This is a genomic window from Peribacillus sp. B65 (assembly GCF_058513295.1).
The window spans coordinates 4,536,078-4,553,519 of the sequence record NZ_CP195840.1 but is presented as its reverse complement, the minus strand read 5'-3'; the positions used below and the strand labels follow the sequence as shown (position 1 = coordinate 4,553,519).

Annotated in this window: 18 protein-coding genes, 1 pseudogene and 1 riboswitch; of the genes and pseudogenes, 7 read left to right on the top strand and 12 right to left on the bottom strand. The window is 39.3% G+C overall.

Translation table 11 applies throughout. The features are described 5' to 3' along the window. Window positions 1-20: 20 nt before the first annotated feature. Window positions 21-1,205: a glycosyltransferase family 4 protein gene (locus ACSR9O_RS22280; RefSeq protein ID WP_101223406.1), complete on the bottom strand. Its 1,185-nt coding sequence runs from the start codon at window positions 1,203-1,205 to the stop codon at window positions 21-23. A 425-nt stretch (window positions 1,206-1,630) separates the two neighbouring features. On the opposite strand from ACSR9O_RS22280, the gene ACSR9O_RS22275 reads away from it, so the two are divergent. Further along, a complete protein-coding gene (locus ACSR9O_RS22275) occupies window positions 1,631-2,485 on the top strand; it encodes a DUF4915 domain-containing protein (protein WP_491725118.1) in 855 nt (284 codons plus the stop codon). Between the two features lie 208 nt (window positions 2,486-2,693). Then, window positions 2,694-3,530, top strand: a complete 837-nt coding sequence (locus ACSR9O_RS22270) for an RMD1 family protein (protein WP_101223408.1) — start codon at window positions 2,694-2,696, stop codon at window positions 3,528-3,530. Window positions 3,531-3,767: 237 nt separating this feature from the next. On the opposite strand, the gene ACSR9O_RS22265 is transcribed toward ACSR9O_RS22270, so the two are convergent. The 7 genes from ACSR9O_RS22265 to ACSR9O_RS22235 all read right to left on the bottom strand — a co-directional run bounded on the left by ACSR9O_RS22265 (window position 3,768) and on the right by ACSR9O_RS22235 (window position 9,774). Continuing rightward, window positions 3,768-4,250: a GNAT family N-acetyltransferase gene (locus tag ACSR9O_RS22265; RefSeq protein WP_491725117.1), complete on the bottom strand. Its 483-nt coding sequence runs from the start codon at window positions 4,248-4,250 to the stop codon at window positions 3,768-3,770. A 279-nt stretch (window positions 4,251-4,529) separates the two neighbouring features. Next, the gene (locus tag ACSR9O_RS22260) at window positions 4,530-5,099 is read right to left on the bottom strand and encodes a YdhK family protein (protein WP_491725116.1); all 570 of its coding nucleotides are present in this window, start codon (window positions 5,097-5,099) and stop codon (window positions 4,530-4,532) included. A 133-nt stretch (window positions 5,100-5,232) separates the two neighbouring features. Further along, window positions 5,233-5,376: a DNA-binding anti-repressor SinI gene (gene sinI, locus ACSR9O_RS22255; RefSeq protein ID WP_157831045.1), complete on the bottom strand. Its 144-nt coding sequence runs from the start codon at window positions 5,374-5,376 to the stop codon at window positions 5,233-5,235. A 382-nt stretch (window positions 5,377-5,758) separates the two neighbouring features. Continuing rightward, a complete protein-coding gene (locus ACSR9O_RS22250; RefSeq protein ID WP_230178018.1) occupies window positions 5,759-6,376 on the bottom strand; it encodes a hypothetical protein in 618 nt (205 codons plus the stop codon). A gap of 416 nt (window positions 6,377-6,792) precedes the next feature. Next, complete coding sequence (locus tag ACSR9O_RS22245; protein ID WP_260359197.1) at window positions 6,793-7,560, bottom strand: arylamine N-acetyltransferase family protein; 768 nt, start codon at window positions 7,558-7,560, stop codon at window positions 6,793-6,795. A gap of 200 nt (window positions 7,561-7,760) precedes the next feature. After that, a complete protein-coding gene (locus tag ACSR9O_RS22240; RefSeq protein ID WP_230178014.1) occupies window positions 7,761-8,741 on the bottom strand; it encodes an NAD(P)H-quinone oxidoreductase in 981 nt (326 codons plus the stop codon). 187 nt (window positions 8,742-8,928) lie between these two features. Continuing rightward, window positions 8,929-9,774, bottom strand: coding sequence for a manganese catalase (locus ACSR9O_RS22235; RefSeq protein WP_101223413.1), 846 nt, complete (start codon window positions 9,772-9,774; stop codon window positions 8,929-8,931). A gap of 271 nt (window positions 9,775-10,045) precedes the next feature. Between ACSR9O_RS22235 and ACSR9O_RS22230 the strand changes: the two genes are divergently transcribed. From ACSR9O_RS22230 to ACSR9O_RS22220, 3 genes are all read left to right on the top strand, one after another. Beyond that, entirely contained in the window at window positions 10,046-10,564 is a 519-nt protein-coding gene (locus tag ACSR9O_RS22230) for a DUF2243 domain-containing protein (protein ID WP_101223414.1), read from the top strand. Then, the gene (locus ACSR9O_RS22225; RefSeq protein WP_491725115.1) at window positions 10,554-11,336 is read left to right on the top strand and encodes a cytochrome c oxidase assembly protein; all 783 of its coding nucleotides are present in this window, start codon (window positions 10,554-10,556) and stop codon (window positions 11,334-11,336) included. The genes ACSR9O_RS22230 and ACSR9O_RS22225 overlap by 11 nt, the downstream gene beginning before the upstream one ends. A 112-nt stretch (window positions 11,337-11,448) precedes the next feature. Then, window positions 11,449-11,814, top strand: coding sequence for a carboxymuconolactone decarboxylase family protein (locus tag ACSR9O_RS22220; protein ID WP_101223416.1), 366 nt, complete (start codon window positions 11,449-11,451; stop codon window positions 11,812-11,814). Window positions 11,815-11,871: 57 nt separating this feature from the next. Here the strand turns inward: ACSR9O_RS22220 and ACSR9O_RS22215 are convergent, their stop codons facing one another. Beyond that, window positions 11,872-12,510: a spore coat protein gene (locus ACSR9O_RS22215; RefSeq protein ID WP_101223417.1), complete on the bottom strand. Its 639-nt coding sequence runs from the start codon at window positions 12,508-12,510 to the stop codon at window positions 11,872-11,874. A gap of 178 nt (window positions 12,511-12,688) precedes the next feature. Here ACSR9O_RS22215 and ACSR9O_RS22210 point away from each other — a divergent pair, with 178 nt between their 5' ends. Next, window positions 12,689-12,832 carry a hypothetical protein gene (locus ACSR9O_RS22210; protein WP_260359199.1) on the top strand — a complete coding sequence of 48 codons (144 nt, stop codon included), beginning with the start codon at window positions 12,689-12,691 and terminating at the stop codon, window positions 12,830-12,832. 102 nt (window positions 12,833-12,934) lie between these two features. After that, window positions 12,935-13,443: pseudogene (locus ACSR9O_RS22205) on the top strand (DUF3231 family protein). 291 nt (window positions 13,444-13,734) lie between these two features. Here the strand turns inward: ACSR9O_RS22205 and thiC are convergent. From thiC to ACSR9O_RS22190, 3 genes are all read right to left on the bottom strand, one after another. Beyond that, complete coding sequence (thiC, locus tag ACSR9O_RS22200) at window positions 13,735-15,513, bottom strand: phosphomethylpyrimidine synthase ThiC (protein WP_101223418.1); 1,779 nt, start codon at window positions 15,511-15,513, stop codon at window positions 13,735-13,737. Between the two features lie 135 nt (window positions 15,514-15,648). Next, a riboswitch (TPP riboswitch) is annotated at window positions 15,649-15,763 on the bottom strand. 116 nt (window positions 15,764-15,879) lie between these two features. Beyond that, on the bottom strand, window positions 15,880-16,668 hold the full coding sequence (locus tag ACSR9O_RS22195) for an HAD family hydrolase (protein WP_491725114.1): 789 nt from the start codon (window positions 16,666-16,668) through the stop codon (window positions 15,880-15,882). 135 nt (window positions 16,669-16,803) lie between these two features. Next, window positions 16,804-17,337, bottom strand: a complete 534-nt coding sequence (locus tag ACSR9O_RS22190; protein WP_101223420.1) for a histidine phosphatase family protein — start codon at window positions 17,335-17,337, stop codon at window positions 16,804-16,806. Between the last annotated feature and the right edge of the window lie 105 nt (window positions 17,338-17,442).

Genomic DNA, 17,442 nt, shown 5'->3' with positions numbered 1-17,442 from the left:
ATTGAAAAAACTCCCTTCGATTAACCTTGGATAATCTCCAATTCTCTTTTAATAACAACATCTACTGCGCATATTTCTCGAATCGACTGAGAAGCTTGTTTTGACACTCTTAAAAATACGTCCGGATTGTAATATAAGCGCTCTATTGCATCGGCAATTTCGATAGGAGACTCAGGTTTTGTTAGAAGGCCAGAAACGTCATGTTTAACGAATTCCGGGATTGCCGTAATATCTGTTGAAATCGGCACTAGCCCGCTCGACATTGCCTCACACATTGAAACCCCTTGAGAATCCAAACGGGTCGGGCAAAGGAAAATTCCATACTCCTTATGTAATGCAGCGATTTGATCCTGAGATAGGAAACCTTTATGAATCGTTACATTCTCAAAATCCCTGATTGGCTCAACGGTTTGATCGAATAATTTTCCATCACCATAAAATGCAAATTCCAACTTATCGAAGTATGGTCGCTTCGATAGTTCAATAACTGCTTTCACCGATAAATCATTGGCGTATTTTCGCGAAGCGTATGGCCTGATTGAAAGGACTTTTGTCCGCATTTCAACTGGCTTTTCAATAAAGGTAAAGAGATTGTCATCTATTACATTAGGAATGATTACTGAATTTTTCGATTCTGCTCTTGCATCACATTCCGCTATATGTTCTTTGAACCATTTGGAAATATGAACAAAGGTTGTATTCAACTCATTCGTTTGATAAAACCAATTCATGAAAGAAAGCTGAGCTACATAATAGTCGTCCGACATTTCAAGTATCTTCCGCAAGCTTTCAGGGCTCTCAAGAAAATTAAACCACCTTCTATGCCATGCCTCCGTTTCAAATCCATGTATCCAGGTAATAATCGGTAAATCTGTGTTCGTTTCTTTTATCGCTTGTACCATTTTTGGATTAACAAAATGAATGAGCGCTTTTTTATGTACTTTATGATTTAAGAAAATGCGCAGATGCTGTTCAGTTCCACGATAAACAGGTACATCTTCATACGTATACTTTTCTGCTTTTTTATAGGCAGGATGCAAAACAAAAACATCAACTTTCAAACCCTCATCCAGATAGGCCTTGACTCTTCGGTGGATAAACCCATTCCGATATAACTGATCTTCATGTGGATAAGCATTCGTAATGATTACATATCTATCTTTTTCACTAAATGTAAGCTCATATAGATTTACAGATTCATCCATTTTTGTTCACTCCTACTATTCAGTCATCTTCAATCAGCCTGCTACTTATCTGTAAATGAAGGATTTTTAAGAGACTCTTTTCCAATCACCTTTAAAACCGTCAACCGATTATAACAAACATGTATTACTGAATATTGACATCAATATGAGAATTCTGTAAATAAAAGTAAAGTTTTCATGAACTTTTATATGCTTTTGTAAAGCTTCATTAATGTCATGACTGGGAGCATCAGTAATAGCATGAAGGTGGATGGTAAATAAACAGCAACATAGAGAAGGAGGGCGTTCCATTTAGCGGAAACGCCCTCCTTCATTAAACAGTTATAAAGTGTCCACTATTCCCCCCATAACTTGTCTACACCATTACAATAAAAATTCATATTATATAAGAAAAGGAATTGTCTAAAAAAGAGGTGCGATCTTACATGATACCCATAGATGATTGTAAATTATTGATTTCATGCTGCAATCATAAAGGCGGTCTATATTTAGTCCAATTTAAACAACAACAACATGAAATAAAAAAGATTTTAAATGTTGGATGCACAGGCATTACAAAATACGGCAGCTCTTTTGTCGTAATTTCCAATTCTCATGGAATCTTCATTTTGGATGAAAGCTTAAAGGTTATAAAGAATAAGGCTTTATCTACAGAATTAGATTTACATGGTGTAGCGGTAGATAATGATAAAGCTTTTATTATTGAAACCAAAACTAACTCAATTGGTGTTTATGATTTGGAAAACGATTTGGAAAGAATTGATGAAATTAAATTTTCACCTAAAAATGACGATGTTTGCCACGTCAACGATTTGTATATAGCAAATGATAAGTTATATGTATCGATGTTTTCATATCCTCCAAGGAAAAATTTACCCTCTTTAGCAAGTTATTTCCCTAATAAAACAATCCACAAAGGTGTGATCCTTGAATATTCTTTACAGGAAAGAAAAGTGGTTAAGATTTGTCATGATAAATTACTTCAACCTCATAGCGTACTTCATTATGATAATAAGATGTATTATTGTGTTTCAGGTGAATTCCTAGTAAAAAGAAATGAGGAAGATATTTTTAAATGCCTTGGTTATACTCGCGGATTAGCAGTTAGAAATCAAACGATGTTCATTGGTCAAAGTGAGAGTAGGCACATACCGGTTTTACTAAAAAAACATACGAACATATTATTGGATTGCGGGATTTATGTTCATGACATCTCTACGAAACTTTCATCTTTTATCCATATACCTTCTGAAGAAATTTATGGAATATTGGTTATTTAAAAACAGTGAAATCATATTTTTCAGTTGTTGAAATTTTTTTATCCTTAATGGAAGTTATTCGTTTAGTTACCAGATCATAAGGATATCTTTCTTTATTCACTTGAACAGTCAGTGAACTTTTTTCTACCTTCAAGAATTATTCAAGCATGTTTTTGTAAGAATAGAATAGAATCGAAAAAAGACCAATTTGCTGAAGAGAGTGATATAGATGGAACCAATTACCTTTAAAGCATTTGCAATCACTAATGAAATCGATTTGAATAAAATCGCCATTCATTGCGGCATACCGAAAAAATTCACCTGGGAAGAGCCTTTAATCCTTAAAGGCGATTTTCTAAGTTCCATCCTAAATAAAAATGTGGACGAATCGCAGCAGGTGCTGGTTTTTTCCTTTGGCAGCATTGTCTTCATCAATTACTCACACGCAAATGAGATTAAGGAATTTTCATCCTTTATCCATTCTTTCGAGCCGGTTATTGATCTCGACAATTTAGATAGATATACAGACGATTACAGCCTTCACTTCAGTGAAACCGGAAGCATCAATTTGACAGACGAATATGTAGTTGTACCTAAATATGAATTTTTCTACCCTGAATTAATTTCCACCATTCTCGCAAAATCGGTGGCACTTGAAAAAACTGAGGAACAGCTCGGAAAAATCCACGACAAGCTCGAAGCCATGATAGACCGACTGGAAAAAGGCAAGCTGAGAATCGGTAATAAGGAACTAGCGAGGACGACTGCCAAAATCGTACGTCACGAGTATAATACCCTAGCGTACATCATGATTCTGGACAAACCTGATATTACATGGACAAGCAGCATTGCCGGCGAATTTTATGACAGAATGCTTGATTTTTTTGAATTGAATGATCGGTATAAAATCCTGAAAAGTAAAACCGAAATTTTATATAACATTATGGATGGGTTTTCTAACATCAGCCATTCGATCAGGGGACTATTCGTTGAATGGATCATTGTAATCCTCATTGTCTTTGAGATCGTTCTGACGTTATTAGAAATTGCAGGATGGATTCCATGAATTCTGAATCATATCGTATGGAATACCTTCCAAAAAAATAAGCATCGTTTAAGTGCTTCAGACTGTAGACAAATTCGAAAAACCGGTTTGCCTACAGTTTTTTCTTTGAAAAACGTTCCCATTGATTTCAATAATCCGCTCCCTTTCCGTGGACTGTCCATTTCCTAAGTTTTCTGATGGTCGTCTCATAGGTGCCTGTTTTTCTTTTATCTTACTTTCCCAAAGTATTTCATTTGTTTAATCCAGGGCAAAGTGGAAAATTAATTCCTCCCCTTCTTCCCCATTGAATCTATATCCTTTATCAATGAATCCTGCTTTTTTATATAAATTTATCGCTGGAACATTCGTATGATGCACTGTTAGAATAATCTCATCTTTATCTGGATGACTTAGTTTGATCATATCAGGCAACACTTTTAAAGTCTCAAAAGCTAGACCCTTTTTTTGATGGCGCAAATCCAAGGAGAATGATTTTAGAAGAATCGCATTCTCATTACTTGTATATTGATTTCCCGCTTTATCCGTATATAAGGCAAAACAACCAATCAAATCCTTATCTAAATAAATGACCATGGGGAAGTTATATTTATCCTTCCTGAAGTCTTCAATAACTTTCAAAGGTAAGGAAGTATAGATTGCTTGTTCTATAGGTAAACAATAATTGCTCAGCGCCTCATAGTCATTTTCCATAAAAGGTCTGATAGTTAATCCAGTCATCATACTTGCACCCCATTTTTACATTTCTATAAATCCATATTAACAGATACTAAAGTTTTACAATTCACTGCAAAATAAAAAAAGGAATGGTTTGTTTACCATTCCTTCAGACTGTAGACGAACTTGAGATAAAGCGGCGAGAATCCGCTCCCTTTCCGCCGACAGTCTGCCAAGCCCTCATCAAAGGAAGCGGCTATGGGGTACTGGCAGACCAGTTATTCGGCAGGTGTATCGCAAATTTCTTCAACCTATTAAGAGTTTCATAACCATGAAGATGTTAAATCATTCAGACGCTGATAATTCACTTTCCGTTACCCATTTATGATTCTTCACTTTTTCTCCTCCCGCAGTCGGTGTGAAGTCGACCATATAAACAGTCGTTTTTTCAGCAGATTCAACTTCAGCGACAGCCCCGTTCATTCCTTCCATATGAGAAGCATTTACTGTGACCTCCGCTCCGGGTTCATATGCTTTCTCACCTGCATCTTTGATTTCTTCGTGAATGATCCATTTATGATTTTCAACTTTTTCTCCGCCAGTTGCAGGCGTATACGAAATTGCATAAGCAGTCGTATCAAAGGCACCCACTATTGTTGCTTCCGCCCCCTTCATGCTTTCCATATGACCTGATTCGATAATCGCTTGACTTCCAACTTCATAGGTTGGATTTTCTGCAGCTTTTAACTCTTCTGGAACATCACCCGTGCTAGAATGGTTCATGTCCATTTCACTATGTTCCTTTTCTTTTTTTTCTTCTTTGTTTTTATCATCGCTGTTGGAACATGCGCCAAGGACTAAAAACAGGGCTGCTAATAATGATAAGATGATAGGCAATTTTGTTCTTTTTTTCATATTAATAAAACCTCCCTTATGATTACATCCATCTTACCAATTAAATATGCAGAAAATATGGAGTACACTCGTGGCAAAAGAAATGAAGCCTCATACTTTTTTAGGAATAGTCCTGCCTCAATTTAAGCGTTCATTAGCCACCACAGTCGCTACTTTTATTGCTATTCGATTTTTCTTGAAGAAACTTTTTGAATTGCTCTTTTGTAACATCCGATTTCATTGCCAATATTACTAGTTCCAGCCATTCGTCAGGAAGGTTTTCATCAAAATCCTTCATATCATCATCTCTTTCTTTTTATCTTTAGTTGGTTTAACTGTATGGGGTAAGGTTCAATATTGAGGCTATTTTTCCACGTGAAACTATATTCGGAATATCATTATAAATTATCTCAAGCGTCCATAGCTGGATTTTAGTGTAAATTTAATAAGTCTTTACATTTACATATAAGGCCTCAATGTTTGTTTGTTATCTAATCAAGGAATTCCCCATTCTTCTATATACCTTTAATTATAAAAGTGAACAGCATGCTATCGGGAGTGTTTTAACAGAAGTAAAAAGAGATGGTTTATTGATAGAGGTTATATGAGGGGTATTCAATCCAAACGGATATTGCTTGGAAACCAAGCAAGAAGGACTTTGGTAAAAGTCCTTCTTATGTTTAGTCTCCCAAAGCTGATTGTTCGATTTTTTGCATGATATGTGAAAGGTTCATGGAGGCATGTCTTTTATAATCCCTGCCTATGGATTTAAATAATCCTTTTGCTATTCCTCTTAACATGATTTTGGTATGACCATCCGAAATAATGGACTTATTAGGGAAACTTGATTCAGCTTGTGCACCGCCAATCTTATTAGCTGTTTCCTTAATAAAATCAATGATTTTAATTTCCTGTATTTTACCTTCGATATCGGTTTTATAGATAATTTGATTTCTCCAAAGCTTTAGCTCAATCCTCTGTTTAGTATAATCGAAGATGTCTTCCGTAATATGAACATTGCTCATTTGAATGGAGTCCTTAATAGGATACAATCTCGGGTTAGGATTGATTTTCTTTATTAAGGATTGATCAATCGTGACCTTTTCCCGCTTTATGCGCGTATTCTTCGTTTCACATAAAATCAGCCTTAACTGTCCGGCAATTATATTATTGAACTCTTCTAATCCAAAGAGCTCAACGAGCATTACGCTATATTCCAAAATGGTGATAGCTTCATCGAACTTTCGTTTAGCAGCAGCATTCGATCTAGTGAAAACCAATCGATTCTTCCTCTCCATATCCTTCTCACCCCACTGAATTCATATTTATTTAGTGAATAGTAAAAACATCCAGTTGATTTCATCCGGAGTCTTTTTTGGCCGTTCTCGATTTTTTTCGTCCTTAACAGCACTTTATCCGGCCATTCTCGGACTTATTCGACCTTCAACGCACTTTATTCGACCCTTCTCGGACTTATTCGACCTTCAACGCACTTTATTCGACCGTTCTCGGACTTATTCAACCTTCAACGCACTTTATTCGACCGTTCTCGGACTTATTCAACCTTCAACGCACTTTATTCGACCGTTCTCAATTGTTTCTTCCTTCACCTCAGTATACCTGCGCGGTCTCGACAATCATTTTATTCATAAAAAGACTGTCGAGAATGGACAGTCTTTCGGTATGGACGCCTTTGATATTCAGTCCTTTTCCACTATCTATCGAAGTGCTGTTTCATTAACTCTTTAAATCGTGTTCCATCTATTTCTTCTTTCGTCACTTCCCCATCTTCCCACCGGGTAAAGGATGTATCAGTTAAAGTGATGTTCCCGCTGTTTGTCAAACGGGTGATTAATGGATGCTTATTGAATGGCGATTGGGGATGTTCCCTGATGATCGTTTGGACCTCATTAAGTTCCGCTACATTTCCTACGGGTTTTGAAGAATCGAAAGCATACCCAATTCTCCAATCGCGATCTTTATGTTTCAGTTTTAATTCAAGGACATGACCTCCATGGTCGGTACTTTCTTTTTTTATTCGGAATTCACCATTTTGGGAAACGACCGTTTCTCCGTTCAGCGGAACTGGTTTTAAAGGCAGATTCCCGCCAAAACCCGTATCGATCAGATAGGTTTGGCCCACATGGTTCAATAGAATGGTAACATGGGTCCTTCCTATGGTCATCCACCCCTGATTATAGATGACACCTCGAACCAAGAATACATCAAAGTCATTTTCCTTCAGGAAAAAATAAAGAGCTGCATTCAATTCATAGCATAATCCACCCTCATTCCTCACGAGGACTTTGTTCATGATATTGGCTTTATTGATATCACTTAGATGGGAGGCCATGATTGATAAGTTTTCAAACGGAATGGTTTTCGCAGTTTTATCCAGAATTTCATCTAATTTTCCAAATGTCAGTTTCACATCTTCCTGGAGCCCTATTCTTTTCCTGAATAATGCATTCAGTTCATTCATTACGATTCCCCCATTTTAACAGATACCAATGAAGAGCATCTTGACTTTGTATATATTCATTATACTTTGCCCATATTTCATTCTTCAACGATATGCCATTAACAAAACCCACATTCCACCTAGCACCATGAAAAATAGGCCGCCAAATAATGTCGTAATTTTGGGTAACTGTCTCCAAACATGCTTCAAAGCTGCTTTAGTCATTCATTTACTTGTAAAATGATTTTACCCAAATTCTTATTTGCTTCCATATGTTCATGCGCCCTTTGTACCTCTTCAAAAGGGAAGACATGATCGACGATTGCCTTGATTTCATGTTGGAGGAACAACGGCATGGCTTTTGTAATGAATTCTTCAGTTAACTCTTTTTTATATTCATCACTCCGAGGAGTTAAAAGAGTTCCTTTTAATTGAACTCTTTTTAAGAGAAGTTCCATCAAGTTCACCTTCTCGACTACTGTTCCTCCTAGAATCCCTATCAGTACCCAGCGTCCATCAGTTTTTATGCTTTTAAGGTTTTTCTCCCAGTAAGAAGCACCGATGAAATCCAGGATAACATCCACTCCTTGATTATTTGTAGCTTTCATTACTTCCTCATCAAAAGATTGTTCTTTATAATTGATACAGATATCCGCCCCTAATGAGTGACAGAAATCCAATTTTTCCTTTGAGCCGGCTGTAGTGATGATCTTCGCTTTTGTCAGTTTTTTTGCCAGTTGGATAGCTGCTGTGCCTACACCGCTTCCGCCAGCATGAATCAATACCGTATCTTGATCCGTCAATTCACCTAACCAAAATAAGGTTTGGTACGCCGTTAAGAATACTTCAGGAATTGCAGCCGCTTCTTCAAATGACAAGTTATCCGGGATCTTCATTGCTCTATCAGCCGGCATCAAGGCATATTGAGCATAACCGCCGCCGTTTACAAGTCCCATCACCCTTGTCCCTAATTGTAAATTTGCACCTTCCCCTGTTTCCACAACTTCCCCAGAAACTTCAATCCCCAATATTGGATTGGCCATATAACCCGATTTCCCTTCTCGTGAAACAATATCCGTTCTATTTATAGCAGAGGCTTTCACCTTAATTAATATCTCCCCTTTTCCGGGCATCGGCTTGGAAAAATCCTTAAATAGTAATTGATCTGCTCCACCCGGTTCTTTAACTACCACTGCTTTCATCTGTCCCACTCCTTACTATTAAATTAGTGACCACACTTTTAAAATGGTTTGTCTTGAAGATGGAAACTATGCTACTCCAAAAAATATCCACAAGCAAATAATTAGGTTTTGTAAACATGTTGATAGAATAAAAAAAGCCGATGTCCCATTAGGGGCCATCGAGCTTTTTTTGAAAAGTTTCCTATTATTATCTTTTATTAAGCGTTTGACTTCTATCCAGGTCATGATGCAATTGTGCTGCCGGAACCTTAGGGTTAGGAATCTGCCCTTTTGCAACTGGTTCAGCTACATAAACAAAATCTCCTGTACCATCTGGGGCGCTTCCTGTTGCCCATAGTCCGTCTGCTGATTCATTACCTTCTGACAAGTTCCAGAATTCGTACGCTTCCGGTTGAGATTCCATTTCCGCTTCCGGTGGGAATGACGCGGGAACGACAACGCCATTTTTTTCTTCAAGTTCTGCAATGGCCGCCATCCATTGATATTGGTGGTAACGATCACGGGCTAACATTTTACGGAAGGTGGCACGTACCCCCTCATCTTTGGTCATATGATATAAACGGGCCACTTGAAGGCGTCCTTGGCTTTCAGCATGAAGATTCGATCGCATGTCCGCTAATAGATTTCCGCTGGCTACAATATAAGATCCGTTCCAAGGCACCCCATTCGAGTTGGTTGGCAGTCCCCCAAGACCGCTTACGAGCAAATGCTGGGGATTGATTCCACCCATGATGGCTGCTGTTGCAGGATCTTTTGCGGCTTCTGCTTGATCTTCCGGAGAAGCGCCATCAAGCAATTGACTAATGAGCGAACAAAGCATCTCTACATGTCCAATTTCCTCTGTACCAATATCCATCAGCATATCTTTGTATTTTTCTTCTCCACGGCAGTTAAAACCCTGAAAAAGATATTGCATCATGACAGTCATTTCCCCAAACTGTCCACCTAACACTTCCTGAATTTGACGGGCAAGCATCGGATCTGGTCGATCTACCTTAACTTCAAATTGCAATTCTTTTTGATGGCGAAACATATTAACTCCTCCTTTTTTTATATGATGTACGGTTTTTTATTACCCGCCTGTCCATGCTTGAAACCTGAATTTAGTTATAACGAACAGTAATTAGAAAAAATTTACATACCATTAACAATGATTACTGAACTAAAAAGCCAAGGACTATCTTTGGGCTATGAATCGCTCAATAAATAAGATTTATAAAAGGTCCATTTACTGTCTATAACTTTACAATACAGGGTAAAGTAGAAAGAACCATATATAGGAAATTCAAAAAGGAGGATGGAAAATGGATTTCAAGCCCCGAAATCAAAAAGATCAATCTATTTCACAATTACGTTATACTTATTCCGCTCGTAATCTATGGTCCGGTTTTCTATTCGGGATCGGATTGGTGGCATTCATCGATGAGTCCATCTTTCATCAACTATTGCATTGGCACCATTTCTATGACAAGTCCACATCCAATATTGGGCTTATCTCGGATGGTTTATTTCATGCCCTTAGCTGGTTCGCAACGGTCGGGTCGTTATTCATGTACGCTGACCTTCGCCGTCGAAAGGGATTATGGCTGAAAAGGTGGATAGGGGGAGTTTTGCTCGGGGCAGGTTCTTTCCAGTTATATGACGGGATCATCCAGCACAAGCTCATGCGTCTCCATCAAATCCGCTACAATGTCGATATTCTCCCATACGACTTGATTTGGAACATTGCAGCCACAATCATGATCTTGATCGGCATTATCCTTATCATTCAAACAAGGCGCAGCGTACTTAAAATGAAAGAAGATACCAGCAATGCACAGTAATGGACATATTCATGATAATGGGGCTGGTTTTGAACCGATTTTATTGATTCTTCTGGCGCTTGTGATAGTGATTTATATCGCAGCTGCCGTAATTTCAAACCGCCGCTATAAAAAATGGCCCTTATACCGTACGCTCTTTTGGATTCTTGGCACCATCTGTGCAGCCTCTGCAATTATAGGTCCCATAGCCAATCGCGCGAATATGGATTTCACGGCGCATATGGTTGGTCATTTACTGCTTGGAATGATTGCACCCATCCTACTCGTGTTTACCGCACCTATTACTCTTGCACTGCGAACACTTGATGTACAATCAGCAAGACGCCTTTCAAAGGTGTTGAAAAGTTGGCCGCTGCGCATTATAAGCAATCCAATCACTGCCTCTGTGCTTAATATTGGGGGGCTTTGGATTCTTTATACGACTGAGTTATATGGGTCGATGCATCAGAATGCCCTTCTACATGCATTAGTGCATTTTCACGTGTTCATGGCGGGCTATCTATTCACTGCGTCTATGATTTATATGGACCCGACGCCCCACAGGTTCAGCTTCATGTTTCGTGCTGTCGTATTTACAATTTCACTGGCCGGCCATGATATCCTTTCTAAGTATATTTTTGCCCATCCTCCAAGCGGAGTCACAAAGGAACAAGCGGAAAATGGAGGAATGTTAATGTACTATGCCGGCGATGCCATTGACGTTGCACTTATTTTCATCCTTTGCTATCAATGGTTCAAAGCCACCCGGCCTAAGGAATCACTTGCCTTGTAGGAAGGAAGGCTACTTATTACTTAGTTAAACTCCTATGTTTCTGTTTAATCGTCCAACATTTAGCTCATACTAATTTTTGATGAAAAAAATTTAGGATGGAGCTGAATGGAAAATGGAATTTGAAGCTAACAATTCTACTGAAAATGCTCTTCGTGATTATAAAGCTGGAATCGGTGCCTTTACGCATAAAATGCCTGTTCTCGCAGAGAAATTCAATTCGTTTACGGAAGAGTGCTTTAAAGAAGGTCAATTATCCCAGAAAGAAAAACAGCTTATCGCATTAGGAATAAGCTTATATTCACAAGATGAATACTGTATTATCTACCATACAAAAGGATGTCTTGATCAAGGCTGTTCCGAACAGGAAATTCTTGAAGCCATTGGTGTGACCGCAGCATTTGGCGGAGGAGCCGCCATGAGTCAGGCTGTAACACTCGTCCAGGAATGCATCCAAGATATAAATCAGATGAAACAGTAAGAAAGAAGGGATAGGACAAATAGTCCTATCCCTTCTTTCTGTTGTTGACAAATGCTTTTAATGACTCATGTTGTTGTTATTGTTATTTCCTTGTGCTGGTGCATATGAATTCAACATTTGCTGCATATCCTGCTGTGCAAGCTGCGGAACTTGATAGTAATGATGTTTGTTTTGATATATCGAAATCTCATATGCCATTTCAATGCAGTTCGGAACGGAATCTGCAAATACGCGGCGAACCACCGGATTCGTTATTTCAAGCGCTGCCATCGCTTTCATGGATGCAGCAGACTTAACAGCTCCAAGCATCAAACCTGAAATGCATTCATCCGTAATTTCCGATACGGATTGCAAAGGTTTCTTTGGCTGAGTTGGTGTCAATCCATATATAAAATCGTTACCTTGATTCATTTTGTAGCTCTCAGTCCGTTTAGAAGGATCCTGGCCCGATTGGAAGCACTCCAGTGAAATATTATATTCATCTTGGATGAACTGATATTGACGATCCAGAATATCAAGTAATTCCTGATCCTGAATATGCTGACGCAAAAGAGTATACGTGTTTAAAGTACCAATCGTTCCCGACAACACTTCATGTACATCGAATACTTCGTGACCACCGTGATTCATTTGTGGGGGAATGGCACCCGTTTGCATGTTCTGGTGTACTTGACCTTGTTGATATTGGTTTTGCATTGTATTTCCCTCCTCGTTTTATCAATGATGCGAACAAGTTTAGTATGTTAAACCCCAACTGGATTATTCAATCTAAACTCTTCCAAGAAGACCAATAAGCTGCTGCATCATGTTTTCTGTATAAAAAAAACGTGGCGTTTTAAACTATAGACACTTTATATGTATGGGAGGATTTCCAATGACACATCAATGCTTCTATTGTAGTGATGTTACGGAAGAAAAAAAAATCCATGTGGTAACGTTTCAAGTTTCTGACACGGATAGAAATGAAATGCTCTGTGATGAATGTTATCAAGAATGGCTACAAGGAATAAAAGGTTAAGCGTTAAAGCCCTCTAACATTTCACAAACATCAACAATGCATACTTGGATGAACTCAGGGTAACTTAAATCCGTTAAATAGTGAATTTCAAGGAGGATGGTTATGGGAATTTTAAGCGGTAATCCGAAAGAAGAGCCAATGCATTACGGAGAGGTATTTGGAACATGGGCATTTCTAACAACTACAAAAGGACTGATTGCCTGTCATCAAACTATGCTTAATCATACTGGCGACAAGGGCCAGCATAAATTACTTGTTGAAGTGATCAATCAAGGGAAACAGGAACATGACCAACTTGAATCATTATTAAAAGAAAATAACGTAGGACTGCCTCCGTCACCACCTGAAAGGCCTAAAGCTAATTTGGAGGATATTCCAGTCGGGGCACGTTTTCAAGATCCTGAAATCTCTGCTTCAGTATCAATCGATATTAATGCAGGATTAGTTGCTTGCAGCCAAATCATGGGTCAATGCATCAGAGAAGATATTGCACAGATGTTCGCACAATTCCATACGAATAAAGCTGCATTGGGTGCTGACTTCCTAAGATTGAATAAGGAAAAAGGCTGGCTGTCCCTCCTCCTCTTCATATTAATAAAACAAGCATGTAAATATAATCAAATATCCCCTAATCATGTTGACATCGTGATTGGATGCCCAACATGATTAAGGGGTTAATTCCGATAATGAAAGGACGATTAAGGAATCATTACCATTGCAGACTTTCGATTAAGTGGCACTTTGTGCATTGTTGACTATAATCAGTTTTTACAAATTCATGATTACACTTCTCGCGAAAAATGTTCAGCTCCCTTTTCAGTTGTTCCAATTGAGTTTCCAACTGTTTCATTTCAACTTTTATTTGGATTACCCGATTCATCGAATTCTCCCTCTCATCGGAATCATAAATAGATTTCCCCGTCCGTTTTCCTAAATTCATTCGCTTTTTCTTTAAGACCTTCATCGATTACCGACTCAAAGCCCAGACCCTTTTCCTTCGCCAAATCACGGATGTCTTGAGAAATCCTCATACTGCAGAATTTGGGTCCGCACATTGAACAGAAATGGGCTGTTTTGGCACCTTCAGCCGGTAGTGTTTCATCGTGATATTCAACTGCCCTTTCAGGATCGAGGGAAAGATTGAATTGATCTCTCCAACGAAATTCGAATCTAGCCTTCGAAAGGGCATCATCCCGTTTTCGTGCCTGGGGATGGCCTTTAGCAAGATCAGCTGCGTGGGCTGCAATTTTATAAGTAATGACCCCTACACGAACATCCTCTTTATTCGGAAGCCCCAAATGCTCTTTCGGTGTCACATAACAAAGCATGGCCGTTCCAAACCATCCAATCATGGCAGCACCAATCGCAGAAGTGATATGATCGTATCCAGGAGCTATATCCGTTGTCAATGGTCCCAGGGTATAGAATGGTGCTTCTTGACAGACTTCCAGCTGCTTATCCATATTTTCTTTAATCAAATGCATCGGTACGTGACCGGGTCCCTCCACCATGACTTGAACATCGTGCTTCCAAGCAATCTTCGTCAGTTCCCCAAGTGTTTCCAATTCAGCGAATTGAGCCTCATCGTTTGCATCTGCAATGGAGCCAGGACGGAGGCCGTCACCTAATGAGAAAGAGACATCATACGCCTTCATGATTTCACAAATCTCTTCAAAGTGAGTATAGAGAAAACTTTCTTGGTGGTGGGCCAAGCACCATTGTGCCATGATGGAGCCCCCCCGGGAAACGATTCCCGTAACTCGCTTTGCTGTCATGGGAATGTATCGCAAAAGCACTCCGGCGTGTATCGTGAAGTAATCCACACCTTGCTCAGCCTGCTCGATTAATGTATCCCGGAAAACTTCCCAATTTAAATCTTCCGCGACTCCATTCACTTTTTCCAATGCTTGATATATCGGAACCGTCCCAACTGGCACAGGAGAATTCCTGATAATCCATTCCCGGGTCGTGTGAATATTCTTACCGGTGGAAAGATCCATTATGTTGTCTGCACCCCAACGTGTAGCCCAAGTCATTTTCTCCACTTCTGCTTCAATCGATGAACTAACAGCGGAATTTCCAATATTCGCATTTATTTTCACATGAAAATTACGTCCAATGATCATGGGCTCACTTTCAGGATGGTTAATATTCGCCGGAATGATCGCCCTCCCGCTAGCTACCTCATCTCTTACAAAATCAGGGGCTACATTTTCCCTGATCGAGATGAATTCCATCTCAGGAGTTATGATACCTTTTCGGGCATAATGGAGTTGGGTTACGTTTTGCCCTTTCGCTGCACGCAATGGTTTTCTTTTCAATCCCGGAAAAATTTCTGCTTTCGTTTGTGACTCTTTTTTATACCCGTTATCTTCGGGCTTTATTTCACGCCCTTCATACTCTTCAACATCTTCCCTTTCCAGAACCCAGCTGCGTCTAATCGGGGCAAGACCTTTATGAATATCAATGGGATATTCTGAATCCGTATAAAAGCCGCTTGTGTCATATACTCGTAAAGGCGGATTCTCCTCTTCGCCGAATGAACCTGTAGTCGGACTTAGCTTAATTTCACGCATGGGCACCCTAATATCGGGTCTAGATCCCTCAACATACACTTTTTTACTCCCGGCAAAACTGGACATAATTGAAACGTTCATGTCATTTACTGAATTACTCATCATGATTTCATTTCTCCTTTTTAAGTTCATTTAAAAAGGACAAAATCCAATCCATTTCGCACGAAAAAGCCAGATCTCATATTTAAGACCTGGCTAACGTTAGTATGGCTACAGAAATGACCAATTGAAATGTCATTGTTTAGTAGATTCTAACTTCCCCACGCTGGTATGAACCAGATCAGGTCCTGAGGGTTAAGAAGCTTAAGCGCTTCTCTCTCAGCCCAACTTTTATTGGACACCCCTAGTCTGAATAATTTAATTGATTACAGGGTAACTATATCTCACCCTTTGCATTCTGTAAATAATTTGAAAGACCTAATATTTTCATTACAACTATCCAAAATTTATTATTTGAAGAAGAGCCGTTCATTAATTTCCCAGGCTCTCAAGGATAGGGTAAAGCTCCTCTAAATGCTTGATTTCATAGGTTGGAATCACTTCATTCCGTTCCTTATCATGGCGATTTATCCAAACCGACTTTATGCCTACCCGTGATGCTCCAAGGATATCCGTCATTAAATTATCGCCGACCATCAATACTTCATCCTTATCAAGCTCCATGATCCCCAAAGCATGCTCAAAAATGGAGGCATCCGGTTTACCTCTTCCAAATGCGCCTGAAATCACGATTTGGTCGAAATAAGGAACCAGTTCAGGCGTAATTTCAAGTTTGGTATTTTGCAGCTCAGGAGATCCGTTCGTAAGCAATAGCAACTGATACTTCCCTTTTAATTCATCCAGAACACGGAATGTTTCTTCATAGATAAATGGCTTTTTGCGTCTCTCCGCAGGGAAACGTTCTGCCAGTTCAAGTCCAAAATCCGGGTCATCGATCCCTAATGCCAATAACCCTCTCGTCCACGCTTCTTTCCGATAAGCCGGTGCAATCCCGGCCATCTTCCTGAATTCATCATGATCATCCTGAAAATTTCCCCATAGCCCCTCAAATGGGTTGATTCCGATCATTTGGGTGAATGCATATGTATCGTAAGAAGAATAAAGCTCACGCGCTTCCTTTCGCACAGCTTCTTCAAAATCCTCGACATTCAGATCATATTTCTCCTTGGCCACTTCACATGTGGCCACAAAAGCCTCTTTTACACTTTTCTGATCCCATAGTAATGTATCATCTAAATCAAAAAAAACTGCCTTCAGCAAAATGTCCACCCCTCTTTCCCTATTATTGAATTCGTAAAAATTACACTATTACAATAATAAACCACAACCAATAAAAAAAGAATAACTATTCGGAAAATGACTTACCTTTTCTAGTGGGAAACCCTTATCCACTTATCATCTTTCAAATACATACAGCTTTCCATTACTGGCAATCTTGAATTTGGGACCGGTGAACCCCCGTCGGATCAGCTCTTTCCTCATATATACCATGAGGGCGGCATGACTCACGATCAAAACATCCCTTTCCCCCTTTGCAAAGACTTCATCCAATACTTTATTGATCCTTCGCTCTGCGATCTTAATTTCCGCCCTTGTCTGCTTGTTTAACACCGAGCAGCAACGAATCCAGATGGCCCAAAGGATGAATGGCAGCTTTACCCTTCCTTTAAGAGGCGGGGAAGGTATTTCCCGCAGCTCCTCCATCCGGTGAACCGGACCTGGATAGATATGTTCCGCTGTCTTGACAGCTCTCGACATATCACTGCAATAACACTCCTCCCATTCCTCCGCGCCAAATAAAGTCGTTCCATAAATAATATCCGCTGCATCATAGTCCTTAAACCATTGCTTCATATCATCCGCCGTCACAGATCTCCCAGTAGGAAATTCATGTGCCACCTTAAAATGCCGTACCAAACCAATTTTCATATCTTCTCCTTTTTATCTTTTAAAATATACGTTTCTTTTTCTTGTAAACAGCCCTTATCAATATATTACCCTATGTAAAACTATAAAAAAAAGTATGTTAAAACC